Here is an 18,161-nt window from a genome sequence, read left to right on the forward strand (position 1 = left end):
AGGTCACGGTCCCAGGTGGATGTGGGAGGCCCACAGCTGCGGCTGGTCGGGAGCCGCCTCGCGGATCCGGCGGACGGCCTCGTGCAGCGCGTGCGCGGTGCGGTGCGTGGACAGCCGCCCTGACGCGGCGAGTCGGTCGTAGACCTGCTCGGAGACCGTTGCCGCGATCGGGTCGCGGACCGCCCACAGCGTGCCGATGACGTGCCGGAACCCCGCCATCTGCAACGCGCCCGCCAGGTGCACAGCCTCCTCCTGAAGCACCAGCCCAGGGCGGGCGGTGTGGCAGGCGGACAGGAACGCGAACTCGGCCTGGTCCAGGCGGATCCGGGAGAGGTCAGTCATGCTGAGTTGCCCGTCGTGCAGCTGCAGCGCCGCAGTAGAGGGACTGCCGATGCCCTGTGCGCCGTGGCATGCGAAATGGACTGCGAAGCAGCCCTGCAGCGCCTCCAGCACTGCCGTGCGCGTGGCGTCTGGGTCGACGAATTGCCGCGCGTCCGGGAAGCGCCTGCCGATGGCCAGTACTTCTCGCCGTGCGTTGGGCAGCCCCTGCTCTGGCAGCGCGACGACGATGGGCGGGAGCGGTGCGTCGGCCCGTGGCTGCGATCGGGCGTGTTCGAGGGCGCGGATCGTGGGGGCGTACGACGATACGACACGGTCCAGCACACTATCGCCGTCGGCTCCGGCTGCATGCAGGGGCAGGAACGACAGCAGCCCCGTGGGCAGCCACCACACGCGCGGCAGCGGCTGGGCGGAGGAGCCCTGGCCGAGGGCGTCGAGTACCGGCCGCGCGACCGCCTCCCACAGCCACGCCAGGACCTCCCGCAGCAAGGTGCGCGCGCTGGTCGATGAGGGGTCGCCCAGTGCCGTGACGCTCAGGAAGTCGGCCACATTGTCGTACAGCGCGTCCGGCGTGATTTCCGGCAGGGGCACGGCCCGTACTCCGGCCTCGGTGATGATCAGCGCGTCGCTGCGCAGCTCGCTGACGTTGAGGTAGACGAGGGGGCCAGCCGAGGCGGCGCGCCGCATCCGTGGGAGGTCCAGCGGCCGCAGGAAGTCCTGGAAGCCGTCCAGAGCGCGGATCCGCGCGATGAGCTCGTCCCATTCGGTGGCGAGGCGCTGGCGGAGGTCGGCGTCCTTGGAACGGTCGCTGGGTGCTGTCGGCGCGCCGTCGGGCAGTCCCGGTGCAGTCTCCGTCGGGAGGGCGTCCAGGGCCCGCCGCACATCCTCCAGCCGCTGCGCTAGCTCCGGGTGCGCGGCGGCGAGTTCGGTGGTGTCCGTGCGGGTCTCCAGGGTTTGGGCGAGCAGCAGGCCGCGGCCCTGTTCCAGCACGTTGACGGCGGTCTCGGGCTGCCCGGCGGACACAGCGCATGCTGCGGCAACTCGTGCGACGTCGGGGATTTCGATCAACCGGCGTTCTTGGTCACGCCGGGGCAGACCGCGCCAGGCGAGCAGTGGCAGCAGCCGTACGGCTGCTGTAGCAGCGGTGGTTGCCGCAGCCCAGTCCCGCCGCTCGATTTCCAGCGACGCCCAGCCCAGCGCCGCGGTCAGCCGGAGGTCCGCCGGAGCGGTCGCGACCTCGGACGCGGCCCGGAACGACGCGCTCGCCTCGTCCCGAAGCGCGGTGTCGCCGGTCCGCTGCGCATGCCGGAGCAGGGCGACGGCGAGATTCTGCCGGGTTTCGTCGGCCAGTGCGTCGTACCGGGCCGACTCCCGTGCCAATTCGATGGCCAGGGCGGTGAGCTGGTCGTCCTCGGGGCCGAGGTTGAGGACGGTCACGAGGTTGTTGACGACGGTGACGCGGTAGCGCTCTTCCACAGGCGTGGCCGCCACCGCCGCCTGGCCCAGGCGCACCGCCTCCGCGAAGTCGGCAGGGTCCTGGGTGCGCCGGTACTGGCCGCCCCGCAGAAGGCTGAGCAGCGACACGGTCCATGCCCATCGAGTGTCCGACTCCGCAATGCCCTGGACGGCATCCTCGGCGGCGGTGATAGCGGCGGTGAGGTCCTCCTCGGCCTCGGTCTCCTGGTACCGGGCCCGCAGGATGATAGCCAGATGCGCCTGGAAACCGCTGCGGTACATGTGGCCTTGCGGCGTGCCGTCGACCGCTTCCCGGCAGGAGCGGACTGCCTCGTCGAGATCGGCCGCGGCGCCGTTGCGGCGGTACCTCATGTACAGGGCCGTCCCGAGATTGAACAGGTGCGGGGGAAACTCGGGGTGCTCGCGCGGGCAGTCGTGCACCGCGGCACGGCTGGTCCTGATCGCCTCCTGCAGGTCGGCGATGTCACCGGTCACCTCGTACCGTGTGGTCAGCACCCAGGCCAGTGCGGACAGGCGCCGTGACCAGATCGGCGGGACTCTTGGGCAGCGTTGCACGGCTTCCTTGGCTAGGCCGAGGGTCTCGTCCAGGTCCGCCTGGTCGTTGACGCGGTGGTAGCGGGCCTTGAGGACGGCGGCCAAGGTGGACAGGAGGATCGAACGCTCGGGGTGGTCGTCGCCCGCCAGGTCCAGGGCCCCGCGGGCGAATCGCTCGGCGTCGTCGAGATCGGTCGAGTCCCCGGTGCGCTCGTGGCGTAGCAGCAAGGCGATGTCAAGCTGTGAGTAGGCCGAGATGGCCTCGGGTGACCCAGGCTCGGCCATCTCGGAGGCTTCCCGGGCATGGAGCACGGCCTCGTCGAGGTCGCGCGGATCACTGGCGATCTGGAAGCGCACGCGCAGTGCCTCTGCCAGCGCTGACAGCGAGCGTGCCCGCTGCGGGCTGGCAGTCGAGGTACCGGCCGCTCCCTCCCGGGCGACGTCGATGGCGCGATCCAGGTCCTCCCGAGTTCCGTGAGCCTCGAAGCGCCTGCGCAGCGCCGTGCTGTGCTGCTGCAGCCGGGCCGGCCGATCTGGGTGTCCGACAGGCATGTCGGCCACGAGGTTCTCGGCGGCCGTGACGGTGAGATCGTCCAGGAAACGGTCGTACTCCCCGGAGCGTGGAGGGAGTGGCGGATCTTTCGCGGGCAGTGCCTCCTGCGGTTGCGTGCCCTCTTCCTGCGCCCTGAGCAGCGCCTCGTGGAACTCGATGATCGACTCCATCATCTGTGCGGCCACCTCTTCGGGCGGGACTCCCAGCCGCAGCAGCGTGATCTCGGACTGCTGCAGCCCGTGCAGGAGCCGCTCCTCGGGGGTTTTTACATGGAGGCCGCGTGCCGCAAGCAGTGAGGTGATCAACCGGCTGTCGGCATCGTCCGTGTCGGCGACGAGCAGTCGGCATATCAGCAGGTGAACCTGGTCCCCCTGAACGTGGCTTGGATCCCCGGTGCGCACGTATCGGTTCCACCGTGACCGCAGCTTCCTGCGAACCCCCCTCACTGCCGCCATCGTGGCCCCTGCTCCCCCGAACCGCCTGCGCGCGGCAGCCCATCACACCGATACCGCAACTTGCCCATGAATCAATGTGTTTCACCCTGCCGAGCGAAGAAGTCCTCGTACTCGTACGAAACTTCGTACGTCAGGGCCGGTAGGGTGTGTCAGTTAGATTTACACTCCCCCCGACGGCCGGATCGTGGTTCAGCTGGTGCATGCTGGACGTATCGCTCGCCCCGTCAACACCTTCCACGGCCGCCGGGCGGTTGCTCCTTCCGTGGTCCGGCTGCGGGGCGTGGTGTTCACCGTGTGCGGGCTCCAGGACATGCCGGCTCCTCGTGTTCTGTCGACGCGGGAGGTTGCAGTGACCGTGGAGGACTTCCGCCGTGGCGCGGCGGCTGCTGTCGTGGCCGGCGCCGGCGGTGTGGAGATCCACGGCGCCAGCGGCTGTCTGGTGCACCAGTTCCTTGCCGACAGCACCAACCGGCGCACCGACGGCTATGGCGGCTCGTTCGAGAGCCGTATCCGCTTTGCCGTGGAGGTCGCCGCTGCGGTGGCTGACGAGATCGGCGCCGAGCGCACCGGTCTGCGTATCTCGCCCGGCAATCCCTGCAACGACATCGCCGAGTCCGACACTGCCGAGCTGTATCCGGCGCTTCTGCGTGCGCTCGGCCCGCTCGGCCTGGCCTACCTCCACGTGATGCCCGCGGGCGAGGAGGAGCTACTGGGCACTGTGCGCGGGCTGTGGCCGACCACGCTGGTCCTCAACCGGGGCGGCACCGGCCTGCCGGTCCGCGTCAAGGACATCGACAACGGCACGGCCGACCTCGTCTGCGTCGGTGCCCTCGCGCTCGCCAACCCCGATCTGGTCGAACGGCTCCGCGACGGCGCGCCGCTGAACACCCCCGACCCGGCGACGTTCTACGGCGGCGGTGCGGTCGGCTACACCGACTACCCCACCCACACCGGCTGAGGATCCGCACCGTGCCCGCTCCCGAACCCCGCATCCCCACGACGGCCGGCGCAGGACCGATGAGCTACGCGATCTTCCAGCTCGCCCGCGCCCACCGCGCCTACGCCGCCGCTCTGCTGCGCGGGATGGACCTGCATCCCGGACAGGAAGTGCTGCTGATGCACCTTCTCGACCGGGACGGCCAGTCCCAGTCCGAGCTGCTCGAATGCCTCGGCGTGGACCACTCCACCCTCTCCAAGGCGCTACGCCGCATGCAGGACGCCGGCCTCGTCGTCCGCGAGCCGGCCGCACATGACCGGCGCGTCATGGTGGTCCACCTCACCGCCCGGGGCCGGGCGATGCGCGAGCCCATCGCGGCCCTGTGGCAGGCCCTGGAGGAGACCTCCGCCCGGAATCTGTCGGAGCGGCAGGCGCAGTCCCTCGTGGAGACCGCCTACGCCATCACCGAGGCGATCAACAGCCGCGCGCTGCCGGGCGAAGAGTCCGCGTGAGTCCCCGGTGTGCACCCCAGGCCCGCGTACGCCACGGCACACGTGAAAGGGGCACGCGGACGGGGGTGCACACCGGGGCGCAGGCGGCGCGGCCACCTCCAGGTCGGCCATGCCGCCCGCCCCGTTCCGGCTGCCTTCGGACGCGGCACGTTCCGGCGGCGAGGCGCACTGCGGATCCTGCCCGCGCGGCCTGACCCGCCCGGGCGCGCTTTGGCGGACGCGGCCACGGGTCGGCGGGAGGGGTCCGGCCCATGTGACACTCAGCCGCGGCAGCAGTGCTTGGTGGGGTCGGGGTTGGGGGGTTGGGGTGTCAGGCGGGGTGGTGTGGTGTGTGTGCGTCGGTTGTGGGTGGGGTGGTGTCGGGGGTGGTGTAGTAGACGGAGGTGCCTTGTTTGGTGCGCTGGGCCTGGCTCTTGGCGACGAGGCCTTCCAGTGTGGTGCGTACCACGGTGGTCTTGACGGTGCGTTCGGGGTGCTGCTGTCCCAGTGCGGTGGTGATCTCGGCGGCTGAGTGGGGTCCGTCCTGGCGGGTCAGGTGTTCCCGTACGAGGTCGACCAGCTTGGGCGTGGGCGGCTGCGGGGCCGGCGCTGCGGCGGCGGTGGTTTTTTTGCTGGTTCGTTTCTTGGTCGGGGCGGGCTTTGTGTTCTTCGCCTGCCTGGCCGCAGTGGATGCTGCTGCAGCCTTCTTGCGGGGAGCGGGCACTGCCGTGGTCGGCTTGGCCGCAGGCGCTCCGGGTGCCGCCGGGACGCCGAGGGCTTGCTGGAGACTCACCAGGACGGTGTGGTCGTGCCGTACGGCGGTGAGCTGTTCCTGGAGTGCTTCGATCTCGCTGTTGAGGCGTTGCTGTTCCTTGAGGTTGCGTTCCAGGTCGCCTGTCACCTGGGCGCTGTACTGGGAGGTCAGCTCGGTGGTGGGGGTGGTGGTTGCGGACATGATGCTCACATCCTTCCTGGGTGGCGCAGCCGGTGAGTGGCGAGTCCGTGGCGTACTCGGAGTCGCCTGGTTCCAGCTGGCGCGGTTGCTGTCGCGGGTACTGGCGTACGTCTGTGTCGTTGCGATAGTACGCAAGAGGGCCGCGTTGTTCTCTGTGGTAGGACTGAGGTTTGACGGGTGCGGCGTTGCAGCGGGCAGGGGCGGATGTGTCTGCGGGACGAAGAGCCGGTCGGCGATGAGGTTTTCTGCAGACGGTTGGGTCTGCAGTTTGGTGGGGTGCAGGGCAGGGGCGGCGGCTCTTCGGTCCCGGTGTGGTGCGGTCCTTGACCGGGAGTGCCGGCTTGCCGGGCGGGTTGGATTCTGGGGGGCCTGGCGGGCGGTTCGGGGGGTGAGGCCGTCGTGGAGCGGGGTTCGTCATGGGATCACGGTTCGGTCGTGGTGTTCACGCGGTTGCGGATCGGGCCGTGACCGGTGGTCAGCTGTGGTCCTCCCGGTCCTTGGTGCAGAACCGGGCCTCGCTGACCACGGTGTCGCCGGTTGTGGTGGCCGGTACGTGCATGTCGGGCCCGGCCGGTCCCAGGTGTCCGCCGCAGCCGATGACCAGGCCGCTCTCGTCCTTGTCTGCGTGCTGGATCAGAGTCGCGTCGGTGCCGGAGACCGTCCTGCCGATCAGCTGGATGTGCCAGTAGTGCCGCCCACCCCGGCCTGGTCGAACCGCCTCCTCGTCGAGGTACGGCTGCCGTCTGCTGCGGGTTCTTCCCGAACGCCGGCGGCCCGATCTGCTTCAGCGGCGTCCGGTCCCGGCGCGGGCGGTCCCGGTCGGGTTTGACCGGTCATGTCCCCGAGTTCGGCTGCGGCCTGCGGACATCGCGCCACTCGATGACCGCCTCGGCCCTGTACGGGTCGGCCGGTGACTCCGGGCAGACAGGCAGGGCATGGGTCGGCATCGTGTCTCGGTGCTCCGCGTGCCCTTCGGCTGACGGTCCCCACGCTTGTGCGGCTCTCGTGGACAGCCTCCATGGCCGCCGCCTCGGGATCACCATTTTGGTTTCACCCGGACCCTTGTTCCTTCCCGGTGGGCAGGGCGGTGGATGTCCCGGCGTGCGGCGGACGGGATCCGTGCTGGATGGCGACCAGTTGCTCGTCGGACACAGGCGCAGGCTGTCCGGGCCGGGCACTGTCGGCAGGCTCCGTAGTCTGCAACTCCGCTGCGGTGTGCGTCACTTGATGTCTCTGCCGTGATCGTCGGATCCGCCGTTGGATTTGCGTTCCTGCTTCCGGTCGGAGCTGTATGTGTGCCTGACGGTGTGGGGTGGCACCTTGTTCGAGGTGTGCGGTGCGCTGCTGTGTTGCCCGTGCAAGCGGACCCTCGGCTGGGCCGGGCCCCGGCTTCGCAGCTCGGAGGCGGCCGGCCGGTGGCCTGGCGCGTGATCGCCGTCCCTGTCCAGCTCCGGCTGGCATGCCTGCTGGCGACCGGCCTGGCAAGGCCCTGGGGGAGGCCGGGCCGGGGAGAGCAAACCGACGCCCGCCCGCGTCCGCACAGGGTTGAGGAACCTGCCCGCGAAGACCGGCTCTCCGGCCGGCGCGCCGCAGCCGTCCGGCCCGGGACCGGGCAGGCCGCCCGGCTCGAGGAACCGCCGCCCCGCCGCCCGGCTCGACGTGGGCAGGGTCCTCTCTGCCGGTGAGGCATACGGCCCCGGATCCTCGGCGCGCATCCCGCGGACCGTCGCCGCGTCGTACTCGTGGGCACGCACCGGGCTGGTGGTCTCGGCCGGGGGCACCTGCCGCCGGTCCTGCAGGGCAGGCTGCTGGATGCGTTCCAGCTGGTCCAGTACCCGGCCCTGGACGGCCGAGGGCAGGCACGCCCGCCCCGCCGCCACGTCGCGCACCGTCCGCGCCAACGCCGCGGCATCCACCTCGGGGCGCCACAGCACCGCCCGGATCCGGGGCTCCGCGGCGACCAGGTCGGCCTGGCCGCCGCCGCTCACGATCAGTACCAGGCGGCTGCCCGCCGGGGTGGGCAGACCGCGCAGCAGGTGCAGGACCGAGGTCTCGACCGTGGTGACCGGGACCACCGCGACCTCGGCCTCCCCCAGGGCCGTCAGCATGATCCGGGGGTGCTCCTCCAGCCAGGTCCGCAGACCGGCGTCGGTGAGCGGATCTGCGGCATGGACGGCCACACGGACTGCTCTCACTGGTTTCCCTGCTGCCCTCTGACGTACGTCGCCCGACCACGAGTCACTGATCCTCACCTGCGGAGCAGCGCGAGGAGATCGGGGTGGCCGGTGAGGACCTCGGTGAGGAACTGCTGCGCGAGGGGCGCATGGCTTTCGATGTCGACGGTGCCCCAGTCGATGCCGCCGAAGGGCGGCTGGGGGTCGTACTCGATCAGGAGCTGTACCTCCCGGGCGGTCTGCTCGTCGGTCATGCGGCTCACGAGGTGGAGCGCCATGTCGATGCCGGCCGAGACGCCGGCGGCCGTGAGGTACGGGCCGTCCTCCACCCAGCGTTCGGCGACCGGGGTCGCCCCGAAGGAGGTGAGCAGGTCCCGGAACATCCAGTGGGTGGTGGCGCGGCGGCCGTCCAGCAGCCCCGCGGCGCCCAGCAGCAGGGAGCCGGTGCAGACGGAGCCGATGACCTCCGCGTGCGCCGCCGCCCGGCGAATGCCGTCGAGCAGGCTCCGGTCCGCCATGGCCGCCAGCGTGGGGACCAGGCCGCCGGGCACCACCACCGCGTACGGGTCCATGGTGTAGTCGAAGGTGCTGTCGGGCACCACGGCGAGCGGGGTGTCGGTCTCCATCACCCGCAGTCGCCGGCCCATGACCACGACCCGGAAGCCGTCGCGGACGCTCTGCAGCGCCGAGAACACCTGCAACGGTCCGACCAGGTCCAGGAGCGTGAGCCCCGGGTAGGCGACGAAAGCGACGGTCCGCGTCGGCTGCGACGGCTGTGTCCGCTGCGTCGGCTGGGCAGTGTCGGTGACGGACATGTCGTGCTCCCAGGTACGAGGCCGCTCGGGGCGGCAGTGGGTTCGGGGCCGCTCGGGGCGGCGGTGGGGCCGGCCGGGGAGCGGCCACCCGGTCGGTCCGCCCGCGCAGCGCGCGTCCGGCAGGCACACGCTCTCCGGGCGCTCCGGGAAGCGGCAGCCGGCCCCGCCCGGGCCATGTCCGCAATCCTGTGATCCCTGGCAGCCGGACGGGCTGCCGTACGCTCGGGGCCGTGACCAGGGCGGCGCACCACGTGGTGATCATCGGATTCGAGCAGGCGGCTCTGCTCGGCATCGCCTGTGTCAGCGACACCCTCGATGTGGCCAGCCAGCAGGGGGCCGACCCCCGTTTCGACGTCCGGCTCGCCTCCCTGCGCGGCCGGCCCGTACGAGGGACCAGCGGGCTCTCCCTGCTGGGCGGCACCCCTGTCGAGCGGGTGCGGGACCCCATCGCCACCCTGGTGGTCGCGGGCGGGACCGGGCACCTGGACGCCGCCGGGAACACCGAGCCCGTGCGCCACGTCCGCCGCTTGGCGCATCAGTGGCCGAGTGGCCTCGGTGTGCACCGGCGCGTCGGTGCACACCGAGGCGGGACTGCTGGACGGGCGACGGGCGGCCACGCACCGGGCGACCGCCCGTGATCTCGCCGACGAGTACCGCGCGGTCACCGTCGATCCGGGTCGGTTGTTCATCGTCGACGGCCCGGTGTGCACCTCGGCCGGCATGACCGGGGCGCTCGACCCGGCCCGGTCCGTGGCCCGTTTCCCGGTCACCTATCTGCAGCGCCCGGGAAACCGGTCGCAGGTGTCCATGTACGTGAAGGATCCCGCGCCGGACCACCGGGTGCTGCGCGAGGTAGTCCGGTACGTCACCGCGCATCCCCTGACCACCGCGGCGCCGGCAGTGCGGGCCGGACTCAGTGAACGGCACCTCTCCCGCCTCTTCCTCGATCAACTGGGCCGCTCACCGGCCCGCTTCGTCCGCGCGGCCCGCACCGGGGCCGCGGCCCGCCTCCTCCAAGGCACCACCCTGGCGCCGGCGTCGCTCGCTCGCCGGTGCGGGTTCGGCTCCACCGGGACACTGCGCCAGGCCTTCCGGGACCACTGCGCCATCTCACCGTCCGTCTACCGGCTGACGCTGCGACGCAGCGCCGGGCTCTGGCGGAAAGCGTCTGAGGGCGTAAGGGCATGCGTAAAGGCCTGCTGCATGCAACTGCCCGTTCCCTTTCACGTCCGGCCGGCCGGACATGAGCCCTTCTCTACTGGTTCACCTCGGAGAAGGACGTGCCGTACATCGCGTCGCAGGGACCGGCGGCGGCCTCCAATTGCCGCAGGGAGATGTTCAGCGCGTGCAGAAGGGAGAGTGTCTGGCGGAAATTCCCCGGCCACTGGTTCTCCGCCTCGGCCTTCAGGTATTCGGTGGTGTCCATTTTGACGGTCCGGGTCAGCCTCGGAACGCTGAACTGCCGGGCGAGTCGGTGCTCGGCCAGGGTGCGGGGTTCTTCGATGCCCATCAGTTCGGTGGTCCGGCACCAGAGAACGTCCGCGAGGGCGAACAGCTCATTCTCGGTGGGGCGGTACGCGCCGCTCTCCCAGGCGTCGACCAGTTCGGGATCGACGGGGGCGCCGAGCACCGTCATCTCCCTGGCCACATCGTGCGGCGACATACCCAGGTGCCGGCGTGCGGACAGGGAGTTGGCTGAGCTGAACAACGGTCGGTCCATGCCTCGGTGCTTCCGTGCGGTGCGGGCCTTTCCCACGGTGGTCCGGATGGCGCCACCGGGGGGAGGAACGGCTTGAGAGTGGGTTCGACTTCCTTGCCGATGCGCGACGTTGCGCTTTCGGCGGCTGCAAGAGGCAGCCGGGCCCGGCAGCGAGCTCCCCCGCCGTCCGGGCCTGCCGCCGGACCGGCTCGAACGCGTAGGGGCGAGCGTGCTCGGCCCGGGCGGCCAGGCAGGTAGCCGGCGGTCTCCCCGGGACGGGGGGCGTGTCCTGAGGCGACCGGCCGACGGTGGCCGCCTCGGTGCTCGGGAGATCGGGTGACCGCCCGTCACATTACGGCTTTCCCGTAGCTGTTGTGATCCGCCGAAGGTGGGGGAGGGACGAAGAGGAAAGGTGATTTTCCCCTTTGGACATGCGGTTCACGGGTTCCGGAAAAAAGGCCGGATCATTTAATGGGCGAAAGCTCAGAACTTGCTCAACAGCCCTTAGTTACTTATGAGTTGGGCCTTAATCTCATGCCGGTTCCTTCCCCGTGACTCATCACCCCAGGAGCAGACTCATGGCAGGCGGCGGACAGCAGTCGAGCGCACAGTCGACCCGTAACGGCATTCAGGCACTGGAGGCCGCCCACAACGGCGTCACACGATGCCGGCAGGACGTGGACGCCACCCGCGGCAACCTCTCCACGGCGTACCAGGGCAGTGACGGAGGGCAGTTCGGTCAACTGCTGAGGATGTGGGACGAGCAGTGCGGCGTCATCCAGAAGAACCTCCAGGACATGGTCGACGCGCTCGAACTGAGCCTGAAACAGCACCAGCAGACCCAGAACGCCGCCGGCGAGGCCGTCATCCGAGCCCGCACCGCGGCGGATTTCGCCTTCCAGCAGCTCACCGGCGCCTGACCGCCCTCCGCCCCCTCACGCACCGACCAGCTGGGCGAGCTGGCTGTCACGAGGTGGTGGGAGTGGCAGGACCACTACGTCGAGAAGCAGACCCGGGAGGCCCTGTCGCGTCTGAGCAACCAGTGGCTCGACGTCGCGCAGCAGGTCGCCGCCCCGCTGCGCACGAGGGACACCACCACCCTGACCGAGGCGTACCAGAAGGAGGAGACGCGGGCCGCGAAGGAGGAGGCGCGGCTCGATAAGGAGGAGGCGCGGCGAGCGAAGGAGGAGGCCAAGAAGGAGGGAGAAAACCTCAGCAAGTCTCTCGACAACTTCGGCAAGAAGTTGAACGAGGGCCTGAGCGACTTCAGCAAGGACGTGGGCAAGGGCCTGGGGGGCGTCGGCGAACAACTCAACAAGGGCCTGGACGAGTTCGGCAAGGACGTCACCAAGGGCCTGGACCGGAGCCTGGACGGTGTCGGCGAGGGCATCGGCGAGAGTGTCGGCGGCCTGAACAAGAACCTGAAGGACTTCGGCGAAGGGATCGGCGAGAGCCTGAACCAAGCTCTCGGCGGCAACGGGGATACCCCGGGCGGCTCCGGCCCGTCGGTCACCTCACCGCTGAACGGCCTTCCGCTCGACCCTGGCTCCGGCACATCTGACACGAGTACCCCCAGCACCATCACCAACCCGGACGGCAGCACCACCACGCGCTCCTCCGACGGGACCCTGACCACCACCTACCCCGACGGCACGGTCACGGTGCTGAACCCGTCCACCGGGACGATGACCACGACCTCCCCCGACGGAAAGAGCACCACGACCCCCGTCGGCCAGGGCAAGCCGGTCACCAACCCCGACGGCAGCACCACCGTGCTGAACCCGGACGGGTTCGCTGACCACGAAGTACCCGGACGGGTCGGTCCAGACGATCGAACCCGACGGCACGGTCACCACCACCGACCCCGACGGGACGGTCCACTCCTCGCAGCTCGATCCGTCCCCGGGCACGGTCACCACGCCCAGCGGCGCCGTCACGAAGCTGAACCCGGACGGCACGCTGACGACGAGCTACCCGGACGGCACGAAGGAGACCGTCGACCCGTCCAAGGGCACGATCACGACCACCTCCCCGGACGGCGCGACGCACACCGACCCCCTCGGCGCCGGAAAGCAGTGTGCGGTCCCGCAGGATTCCACTCTGCCCACAGTCGAAGTGGGACATGTCCGCCTCACGGCGCGTTCGTCCGCGTTCACGGCGACCTGTGGACCGTCGGCCGCCCCGTAGAGAGTAGTGGGCCGCCGCTCCACCGTTCCGCCTCAGGCCGCGAGAACGTCCCGTAGTCCCCGTACGGCGCGCTCGCCGTGGTGCTGTGCGGGGATCGCTTCGTACAGGTCCAGGGTGCGGCGGCGGACCAGTCCGGTGCGGAAGCCGCCGGGGAGTCCGGCCAGGGCGGCGACCGCACGGCGGCACGCGCCGTCGTGGTGGGAGCGGGCGGCGGCGTCGATGTTCAGCAGGGTGCGGGTCATGGTGCTGGTCGGGGCGGACAGCTCCAGGGCGTGCCGCCGGCTCTCCCGGGCGCGGCGGGTGTCTCCGAGGGTGGTGAAGGCGTGGCTCGTCCAGGGCGAGACCTTCTCCTGCTACGCCGAATCGGCTTGGCACGACGTCGCGGGCTGCGGCCTGCTGTTCGTGGACGGCCCGCCCGGACGGCCCGCGCCGCTCGCCCGGTACCCGGCCGTTCCCCCGCTCGCCGGCGCTCTCGCCCCCGGGGCCGCGGTGGTCCTCGACGACTACGATCGCGCTGATGAGCAGGCCATTGCTGCCCGATGGATCCAGCAGCACCCCACCTGGTCCCTCGAACGCGTTGCACACCGGAAGAAAACGGCAGCGCTGCATCTTCCGGACACACGGCAGCTGCCGGGCGCGGTCGAATGGGCCGGGCGGGTCCGGTGGCGCGGGTGCGGCCGCCGGCTGGTCGGTGCCGTCCGCCGGGTCGTGGTTGCTCACGCTGCCTACTCCTCCCCTGGAACCGGAGTACGGGTAATCTTCACGTGCAGGCGGTGGCTGTCACCGTCCCGGTCGTCGAGTACCACCTTGACCGTCCGGGGCCACCGTCTCGGTGACCTGGAGAAGGTAGCGCTGCCGCTGCTGCTCCCGCCGCGCTCGCCACCGGAGGCGCAGCCAGAGCGCCAGCAGCGTGAAGACTTTGGCGGTGATGGTCGAGACGATGATGGCCGTGGCTGTGTCCATCGGATCCCCCTCTTGCTCGTTCTCCAGGCCCGGCCTTGGGACCGGTCATGAGCCAAGGGGGTGAGGAGTCCATGATCGTGAACTCGACGGCGGACCAATTTTGAGACCCAGGCGCTGGACCGGGCGGCCACGATCATCCGGTGTCTGAAGGCCGCCCCGGCCACCCGGGCCGTCACGATCGTCGCCTACCTCGTGGTTGACCGCCGTGGCGGCTCGCCGCTCGCCGCTCGCCGTGATCGGCTCCGGCTGCACGTTGTTCATCGTCGCCACGGAGCTCGTCTGCATCATCCAGGAGGAGCTCAAGAAGCCGTAGCGGCCGAAGCCGGGACGGCCGTCCGCGAGGCCACGATGCCCGGTATCGTCTCCGCGCCGGGCATCACCTGTTGCCTACCTGGTGCCACCCGCGGTGCTGCGTCGGCCGGGCCATCCCTGGGCGGTGAGGCTCAGGAAGCGCGAGTCCGGCTGTTCGGGAACGTCTCGGAGTCCTGTTGATCCGCCGGCCCGGCCTCGCGTAGCCGCATCGCTCCGAGATCTCGTTTCAGCGGGCGAGGGTGACGGTGATGGGCTGGTCGCGGCATGCGGCGAGGAGCTGGGCGAGGGCGGTCTGCTCTGGGGGTCGATGGTGAGGCGGTAGCCGGCGTAGGGAGGTAGCCACGTGGACGGGTCCTGGTCGGCCTTCGAGCGGTTCGAGGCCGCGGACCCCGCGATCAGGGCGCGGGAGTCGTCGAGGTCATCGGCATGGAACTCGCGTTCCTTCGCCGCCAGGCGGGGGCGCCAGCTGGCAGGGGGCGTCATTCCAACTGCGCTGTATTCGAAACCGCTGGTGGTGGCGGCAAGGTGGCAGGGGCGAGCACTATGGTGCGTGGCCGTGGACGCTACTGATCTTGACTACCGGGCCCGGACACGGTCCGGCTGCATACCGCCGGAGCTGGTCTCGAGGCTGCTCGAACACGGTCACATCGACGTGGTGGAGCTGCACGCGGGACGCGGGGAGTGGTTCTGCGCGCTGGCGTGGGCGCGCTTGCTGGGTGAGCAGGACCGGCAGGCCGACGCGTTGGAGGTGCTCGCCCCGTACCTGGCGACTGGATGGTGGACGGCCGTCGTAGCCGTGGCCGAGCTGCTGGAGGGCTGGGGCCGCGTCGACGAGGCGATCGAGATCACCCGGGTCCGCATGGAGGCCGGACACCCGATGGCGCTGGAGTCCTACACGCGCCTGCTCGCCAGGCACGGCCGCGCCGACGAGGCGTTCACCCTGCTGCTCCCGCACATCGGCGAGCTGTCCCTCGGCACACTGGTCGACGTCGCGGCCGCCGCCGGCCGCGACGAGGAAGCCGCCGCGCTGGTCTCCGCCCGGACCGAACACCGGTGCTCCGACTTCCCGTGGTGCTGCCGAGGCCTCGACCGCGACACGGCGATCGGGGTCCTCGCCAAGATCCGCGAGCGCCAGGGCCGCATCGACGAGGCGATCGCCCTGCTACGCACCAGCACCATGCTGCTCAACAACCGGGAGCAACTGGCCGCGTTGTTGGCGCGGCACGGCCGGCTCGACGAGCTTCGGGCAACTGCGGCGACCGATGACTCGAGGTACGCCGTACAACAGCTCGCGCGGTTGCTGGAGGAGCGCAGCGACGTGGAAGGGGCGATCGCGGCATACCGGCAGGCCGACGGACTCGTGGCCCATGACCCCAACTCGGCTTTCGAGGTCGCGCAGTTCCTGGCCCGGCATGGACGGGGGAACGAAGCGATCGACGTGATGCGCCTCCAGGCTGACATCCGCAACGGGGACGACTGGATCCTGCATGCTCTGTCCGAGCTTTACCTCGGCCAGGGCCGCCCGGAGGACGGCCTGGCGCACCTCGATGCCCTCGCCGCTGCCCGCGGGGGCGAGGAGTACTGGGACCTGTACTGGATACGGCTGCCGCTGATCGCCGCCCGCGACGGCGTCGACGAAGCGATCGCACAGGCCCGCTGCCACCCCGAGAGCGCCACCTGGTACGCGGCACTGCACCTCGCCGAGCTCCTCGTCGGCGCCGGACGCACCGAGGAAGCCGTCGCCGTCCTGCGCCCCCACGCCCCCGCAAACAGACACGACCTGGCCGGGTACCTCATTGACCTCGGCCGCATCGAAGAGGCCGTGGCCGTCCTTCACCAGGACAGGCCTCGTCCGCCACAGCCCTCGGCCACCGCTTGGAGCGACGAACCCCCGTTCTGAAGGTCTGCCTGGCACAACCCGAGGGCCGATCGGCCTTCCGAGTCTGCCGCGTCACAAGGGCCCAGCCCCTGAGCGGACTGTGGCGGCCGACGTGACGGGCTTCGAGCAAGGCGGTCCGGTCGGAAGAGCCGGGGAACAGCGTGACGGTCAGACGGACGCCCAGGTCGCGGCGTAGACGCAGTGGTGGTAGGAGGCGCCTGAGGGCATGCACTATGGTCGCATCGAACTTTCATCCGACATGAGAAGACGTACCGGTGAACGCCAGGATCACCCGGATCCACACCAAACTCGCCGTACTGCCGGCAACGGAAAAGGCCGTTCTCGGCCCCCCGCTCACCGAGAGACAGCTCTCGGATTTTGAGGACAGCCACGGCGTCCGACTGCCTGAGGAGTTCCGCCAGTTCCTCACCCGGATCGGCCACGGCGGATACGGCCCCACCTATGGGCTGCTGCCCATGGAGCAGTGGGTCAGCCGGCAGACCGGCACGGGGCAGCTCGCCGAGTCGTTCCCGGTCGTCCCCGACCTGGATATCCCCCAAGGCCCCGCTGACCAAGGCGAGTTCACAGGCCCTTTCCCCGGCACCATCACGGTCGTCCACCGGGGCTGCAGCGACTTCACGTTGCTTGTCGTCACAGGCCCCGGTCGCGGGCGCTTGGTCGAGGTCAACGGCGAGGGATTCTTCGCTCCCCGCTTTCACACCGACTCCGACTTCCTGTCCTGGTACGAGCGGTGGCTCGACTTCGTCCTGACCGGACACCGGGACCTCACCCGGTTCGCCGACCAGATGTCCGGCAACGAGGCCCAGCTTGTGGCCACGCTCCTGGATGACGAACTCCCGACAAGGCGGCGAGCCGCCGCCTGCACGTTCATCACCCACCCGGACCCGAGCATCGACCTGCCCGGCACACTGCTGCGGGCACTGACCACCGAGACTCACCCAGCCGTCCGAGAAGCGATCCTCCGCGCCCTGGCTGCCCAGGGGGAACACGGCAGAGATCTACTCGCCACGGCACTCACCGATCCGGTCCCCGGCATCCGTTCCCTCGCGGCCATCCTGATGACGACGCGCGCTCCGGAAGGCTGGCGGCTACCCGCCCAGCGACGCGAGGCCCTCAGCCAGCACCTGGTGAACGAGACGGACGACTCGGTGCGCGACTCCATTCAGAGAGCACTCAACCTGACGTGACGCCCTGCCCAGGTCTGCGGTGGTGAAGCTGTGTGTGCGGCCGGTCGGCCGCAATCCGCACACCGCACCCCCCGCTTGCGGCGGCCCCCAGGGTCGCGGCCGGCCGGGAGGGCGCCGGCAGCGTCAAGGGGGATTTTCCTTGTCCGTTTCTGCTCCGCTCTCCGCCCGCCGTCTGGCCGCCGCCGCGCTCGCGGCCGGGGCGCTGGTCTCGGCGGTGGCGCCGGGGAGTGGGTGGAGCTGACCAACACCACCCGCCAGGCGGTCAACCTCGACGGCTGGACCCTCGAGGACGCCTCCGGCCACGCCTACACCTTCGACGGCTACCGCCTGGCAGGCCGGGCCACGGTCCGCATCCACACCGGCCAGGGCTACGACACGCGCACCGACCTCTACCAGGGCCGCCGTGCCTACGTGTGGAACAACGACCGCGACACCGCCACCCTCAGCAACGCCCGTGGCCGCGTCATCGACGAAGAGTCCTGGGGACCCCGCCGCCACGGCGGCCACCACTGCCCCGCCCACCGGGCCGCGGCTGACCGCCGGGGGAGGGCACCGGCGGCGCGGATCTCTCCGCTCCGGGGAGAGGCGCCGCGCCCTCTGTTCGCAGGCCCGCCCGGGCAGGGCAGGCCTGCGCCGTACGCGGCAGCGAGCAGCCCATTGGGAGCTGGACCACTCCCGGTGAACGCCGTGCTGCCGAGGTTCACCGTGCTGCCGGAGAACGTCGCGCGGGTGAAGGTGACTGTGCCGCTGGTGGACGTCGCGCCGTCGAAGGACTGTGCCGCTGGGGAATACTGCGCCGGTGAGGTCGAGGGTGGTGTCGATCCGGGCGGGGCCGGGGTCGGGGGTGTGGGGGAGTTGGAGGTAGGCGCACAGGACGTCGATGCAGGTCTGGCGGAGGCTGTCGTCGGGGGCGTCGTCGGCGAGGCCGACCAGGGCGTGGACGCCGCCGAGCCGGACGGCGGGGGAGTCGGAGCCGAGTTTGTCGACGGCCTGGGAGAAGCGTTCGGTGTGCAGTCGGGTGGCGTCGCGGTGGGCGCCGGCCTCGTCGACGCGCTGGCGGCGGTAGGCGACGACCAGGGCGACGAGCGCGCCTGCCCCGGCGACCACTCCGAAGGAGAGTTTCACCAGGTCGAACAGTGTCTTCGCGTCGAGCTCGGTGGTGCGGTCGATGCCCTGGATGTCCA

General features: G+C 70.5%; 14 protein-coding genes and 2 pseudogenes. 8 read left to right on the forward strand and 8 right to left on the reverse strand.

The features are described 5' to 3' along the window. Window positions 1–3 precede the first annotated feature (3 nt). The gene (locus tag AQJ64_RS51920) at window positions 4–3,303 is read right to left on the reverse strand and encodes a CHAT domain-containing protein (RefSeq protein WP_055636736.1); all 3,300 of its coding nucleotides are present in this window, start codon (window positions 3,301–3,303) and stop codon (window positions 4–6) included. 238 nt (window positions 3,304–3,541) lie between these two features. Here AQJ64_RS51920 and AQJ64_RS41640 point away from each other — a divergent pair, with 238 nt between their 5' ends. Both AQJ64_RS41640 and AQJ64_RS41645 read left to right on the forward strand, forming a co-directional pair. Further along, window positions 3,542–4,315, forward strand: a complete 774-nt coding sequence (locus AQJ64_RS41640; RefSeq protein ID WP_276206702.1) for an oxidoreductase — start codon at window positions 3,542–3,544, stop codon at window positions 4,313–4,315. A gap of 11 nt (window positions 4,316–4,326) precedes the next feature. Continuing rightward, a complete protein-coding gene (locus AQJ64_RS41645) occupies window positions 4,327–4,806 on the forward strand; it encodes a MarR family winged helix-turn-helix transcriptional regulator (RefSeq protein WP_240512817.1) in 480 nt (159 codons plus the stop codon). A gap of 310 nt (window positions 4,807–5,116) precedes the next feature. On the opposite strand, the gene AQJ64_RS41650 is transcribed toward AQJ64_RS41645, so the two are convergent. The 3 genes from AQJ64_RS41650 to AQJ64_RS41660 form a co-directional block, all read right to left on the reverse strand. After that, window positions 5,117–5,740, reverse strand: coding sequence for a hypothetical protein (locus tag AQJ64_RS41650; RefSeq protein WP_059203491.1), 624 nt, complete (start codon window positions 5,738–5,740; stop codon window positions 5,117–5,119). Between the two features lie 1,220 nt (window positions 5,741–6,960). Further along, the gene (locus AQJ64_RS49410; protein WP_157880791.1) at window positions 6,961–7,935 is read right to left on the reverse strand and encodes a hypothetical protein; all 975 of its coding nucleotides are present in this window, start codon (window positions 7,933–7,935) and stop codon (window positions 6,961–6,963) included. A 53-nt stretch (window positions 7,936–7,988) separates the two neighbouring features. After that, window positions 7,989–8,729 (reverse strand): DJ-1/PfpI family protein, encoded by a 741-nt coding sequence (locus AQJ64_RS41660; protein WP_055631362.1) that lies wholly within the window; start codon window positions 8,727–8,729, stop codon window positions 7,989–7,991. A 230-nt stretch (window positions 8,730–8,959) separates the two neighbouring features. Between AQJ64_RS41660 and AQJ64_RS51485 the strand changes: the two genes are divergently transcribed. Further along, window positions 8,960–9,367, forward strand: a complete 408-nt coding sequence (locus AQJ64_RS51485) for a helix-turn-helix domain-containing protein (RefSeq protein ID WP_063788630.1) — start codon at window positions 8,960–8,962, stop codon at window positions 9,365–9,367. Continuing rightward, window positions 9,303–9,797: pseudogene (locus tag AQJ64_RS51490) on the forward strand (helix-turn-helix domain-containing protein); the annotation flags it as partial. The gene AQJ64_RS51485 and the pseudogene AQJ64_RS51490, both read left to right, overlap by 65 nt. Window positions 9,798–9,984: 187 nt before the next feature. Here AQJ64_RS51490 and AQJ64_RS51495 read toward each other — a convergent pair. Beyond that, entirely contained in the window at window positions 9,985–10,449 is a 465-nt protein-coding gene (locus AQJ64_RS51495; protein WP_063788631.1) for a helix-turn-helix domain-containing protein, read from the reverse strand. Between the two features lie 557 nt (window positions 10,450–11,006). Here AQJ64_RS51495 and AQJ64_RS41670 point away from each other — a divergent pair. Then, entirely contained in the window at window positions 11,007–11,348 is a 342-nt protein-coding gene (locus AQJ64_RS41670; protein ID WP_055631363.1) for a hypothetical protein, read from the forward strand. Between the two features lie 15 nt (window positions 11,349–11,363). Here AQJ64_RS41670 and AQJ64_RS41675 read toward each other — a convergent pair whose 3' ends face one another. The 3 genes from AQJ64_RS41675 to AQJ64_RS49415 form a co-directional block, all read right to left on the reverse strand. Further along, a complete protein-coding gene (locus AQJ64_RS41675; RefSeq protein ID WP_055631364.1) occupies window positions 11,364–11,891 on the reverse strand; it encodes a hypothetical protein in 528 nt (175 codons plus the stop codon). Window positions 11,892–12,647: 756 nt separating this feature from the next. After that, window positions 12,648–12,857, reverse strand: coding sequence for a hypothetical protein (locus AQJ64_RS41680; RefSeq protein ID WP_055631365.1), 210 nt, complete (start codon window positions 12,855–12,857; stop codon window positions 12,648–12,650). A gap of 538 nt (window positions 12,858–13,395) precedes the next feature. After that, window positions 13,396–13,578 (reverse strand): hypothetical protein, encoded by a 183-nt coding sequence (locus AQJ64_RS49415; protein ID WP_157880792.1) that lies wholly within the window; start codon window positions 13,576–13,578, stop codon window positions 13,396–13,398. An 868-nt stretch (window positions 13,579–14,446) separates the two neighbouring features. Here AQJ64_RS49415 and AQJ64_RS41690 point away from each other — a divergent pair. The 3 genes and pseudogenes from AQJ64_RS41690 to AQJ64_RS41700 form a co-directional block, all read left to right on the forward strand. Beyond that, complete coding sequence (locus AQJ64_RS41690) at window positions 14,447–15,790, forward strand: tetratricopeptide repeat protein (RefSeq protein WP_055631368.1); 1,344 nt, start codon at window positions 14,447–14,449, stop codon at window positions 15,788–15,790. A 254-nt stretch (window positions 15,791–16,044) separates the two neighbouring features. Further along, window positions 16,045–16,977, forward strand: coding sequence for an SMI1/KNR4 family protein (locus tag AQJ64_RS41695; RefSeq protein WP_055631367.1), 933 nt, complete (start codon window positions 16,045–16,047; stop codon window positions 16,975–16,977). Window positions 16,978–17,202: 225 nt separating this feature from the next. Beyond that, window positions 17,203–17,487 (forward strand): annotated as a pseudogene (locus AQJ64_RS41700) (lamin tail domain-containing protein); the annotation flags it as partial. Window positions 17,488–18,161: the final 674 nt, after the last annotated feature.

It is taken from the genome of Streptomyces griseoruber (genome assembly GCF_001514205.1).
Lineage (GTDB): Bacteria > Actinomycetota > Actinomycetes > Streptomycetales > Streptomycetaceae > Streptomyces > Streptomyces griseoruber.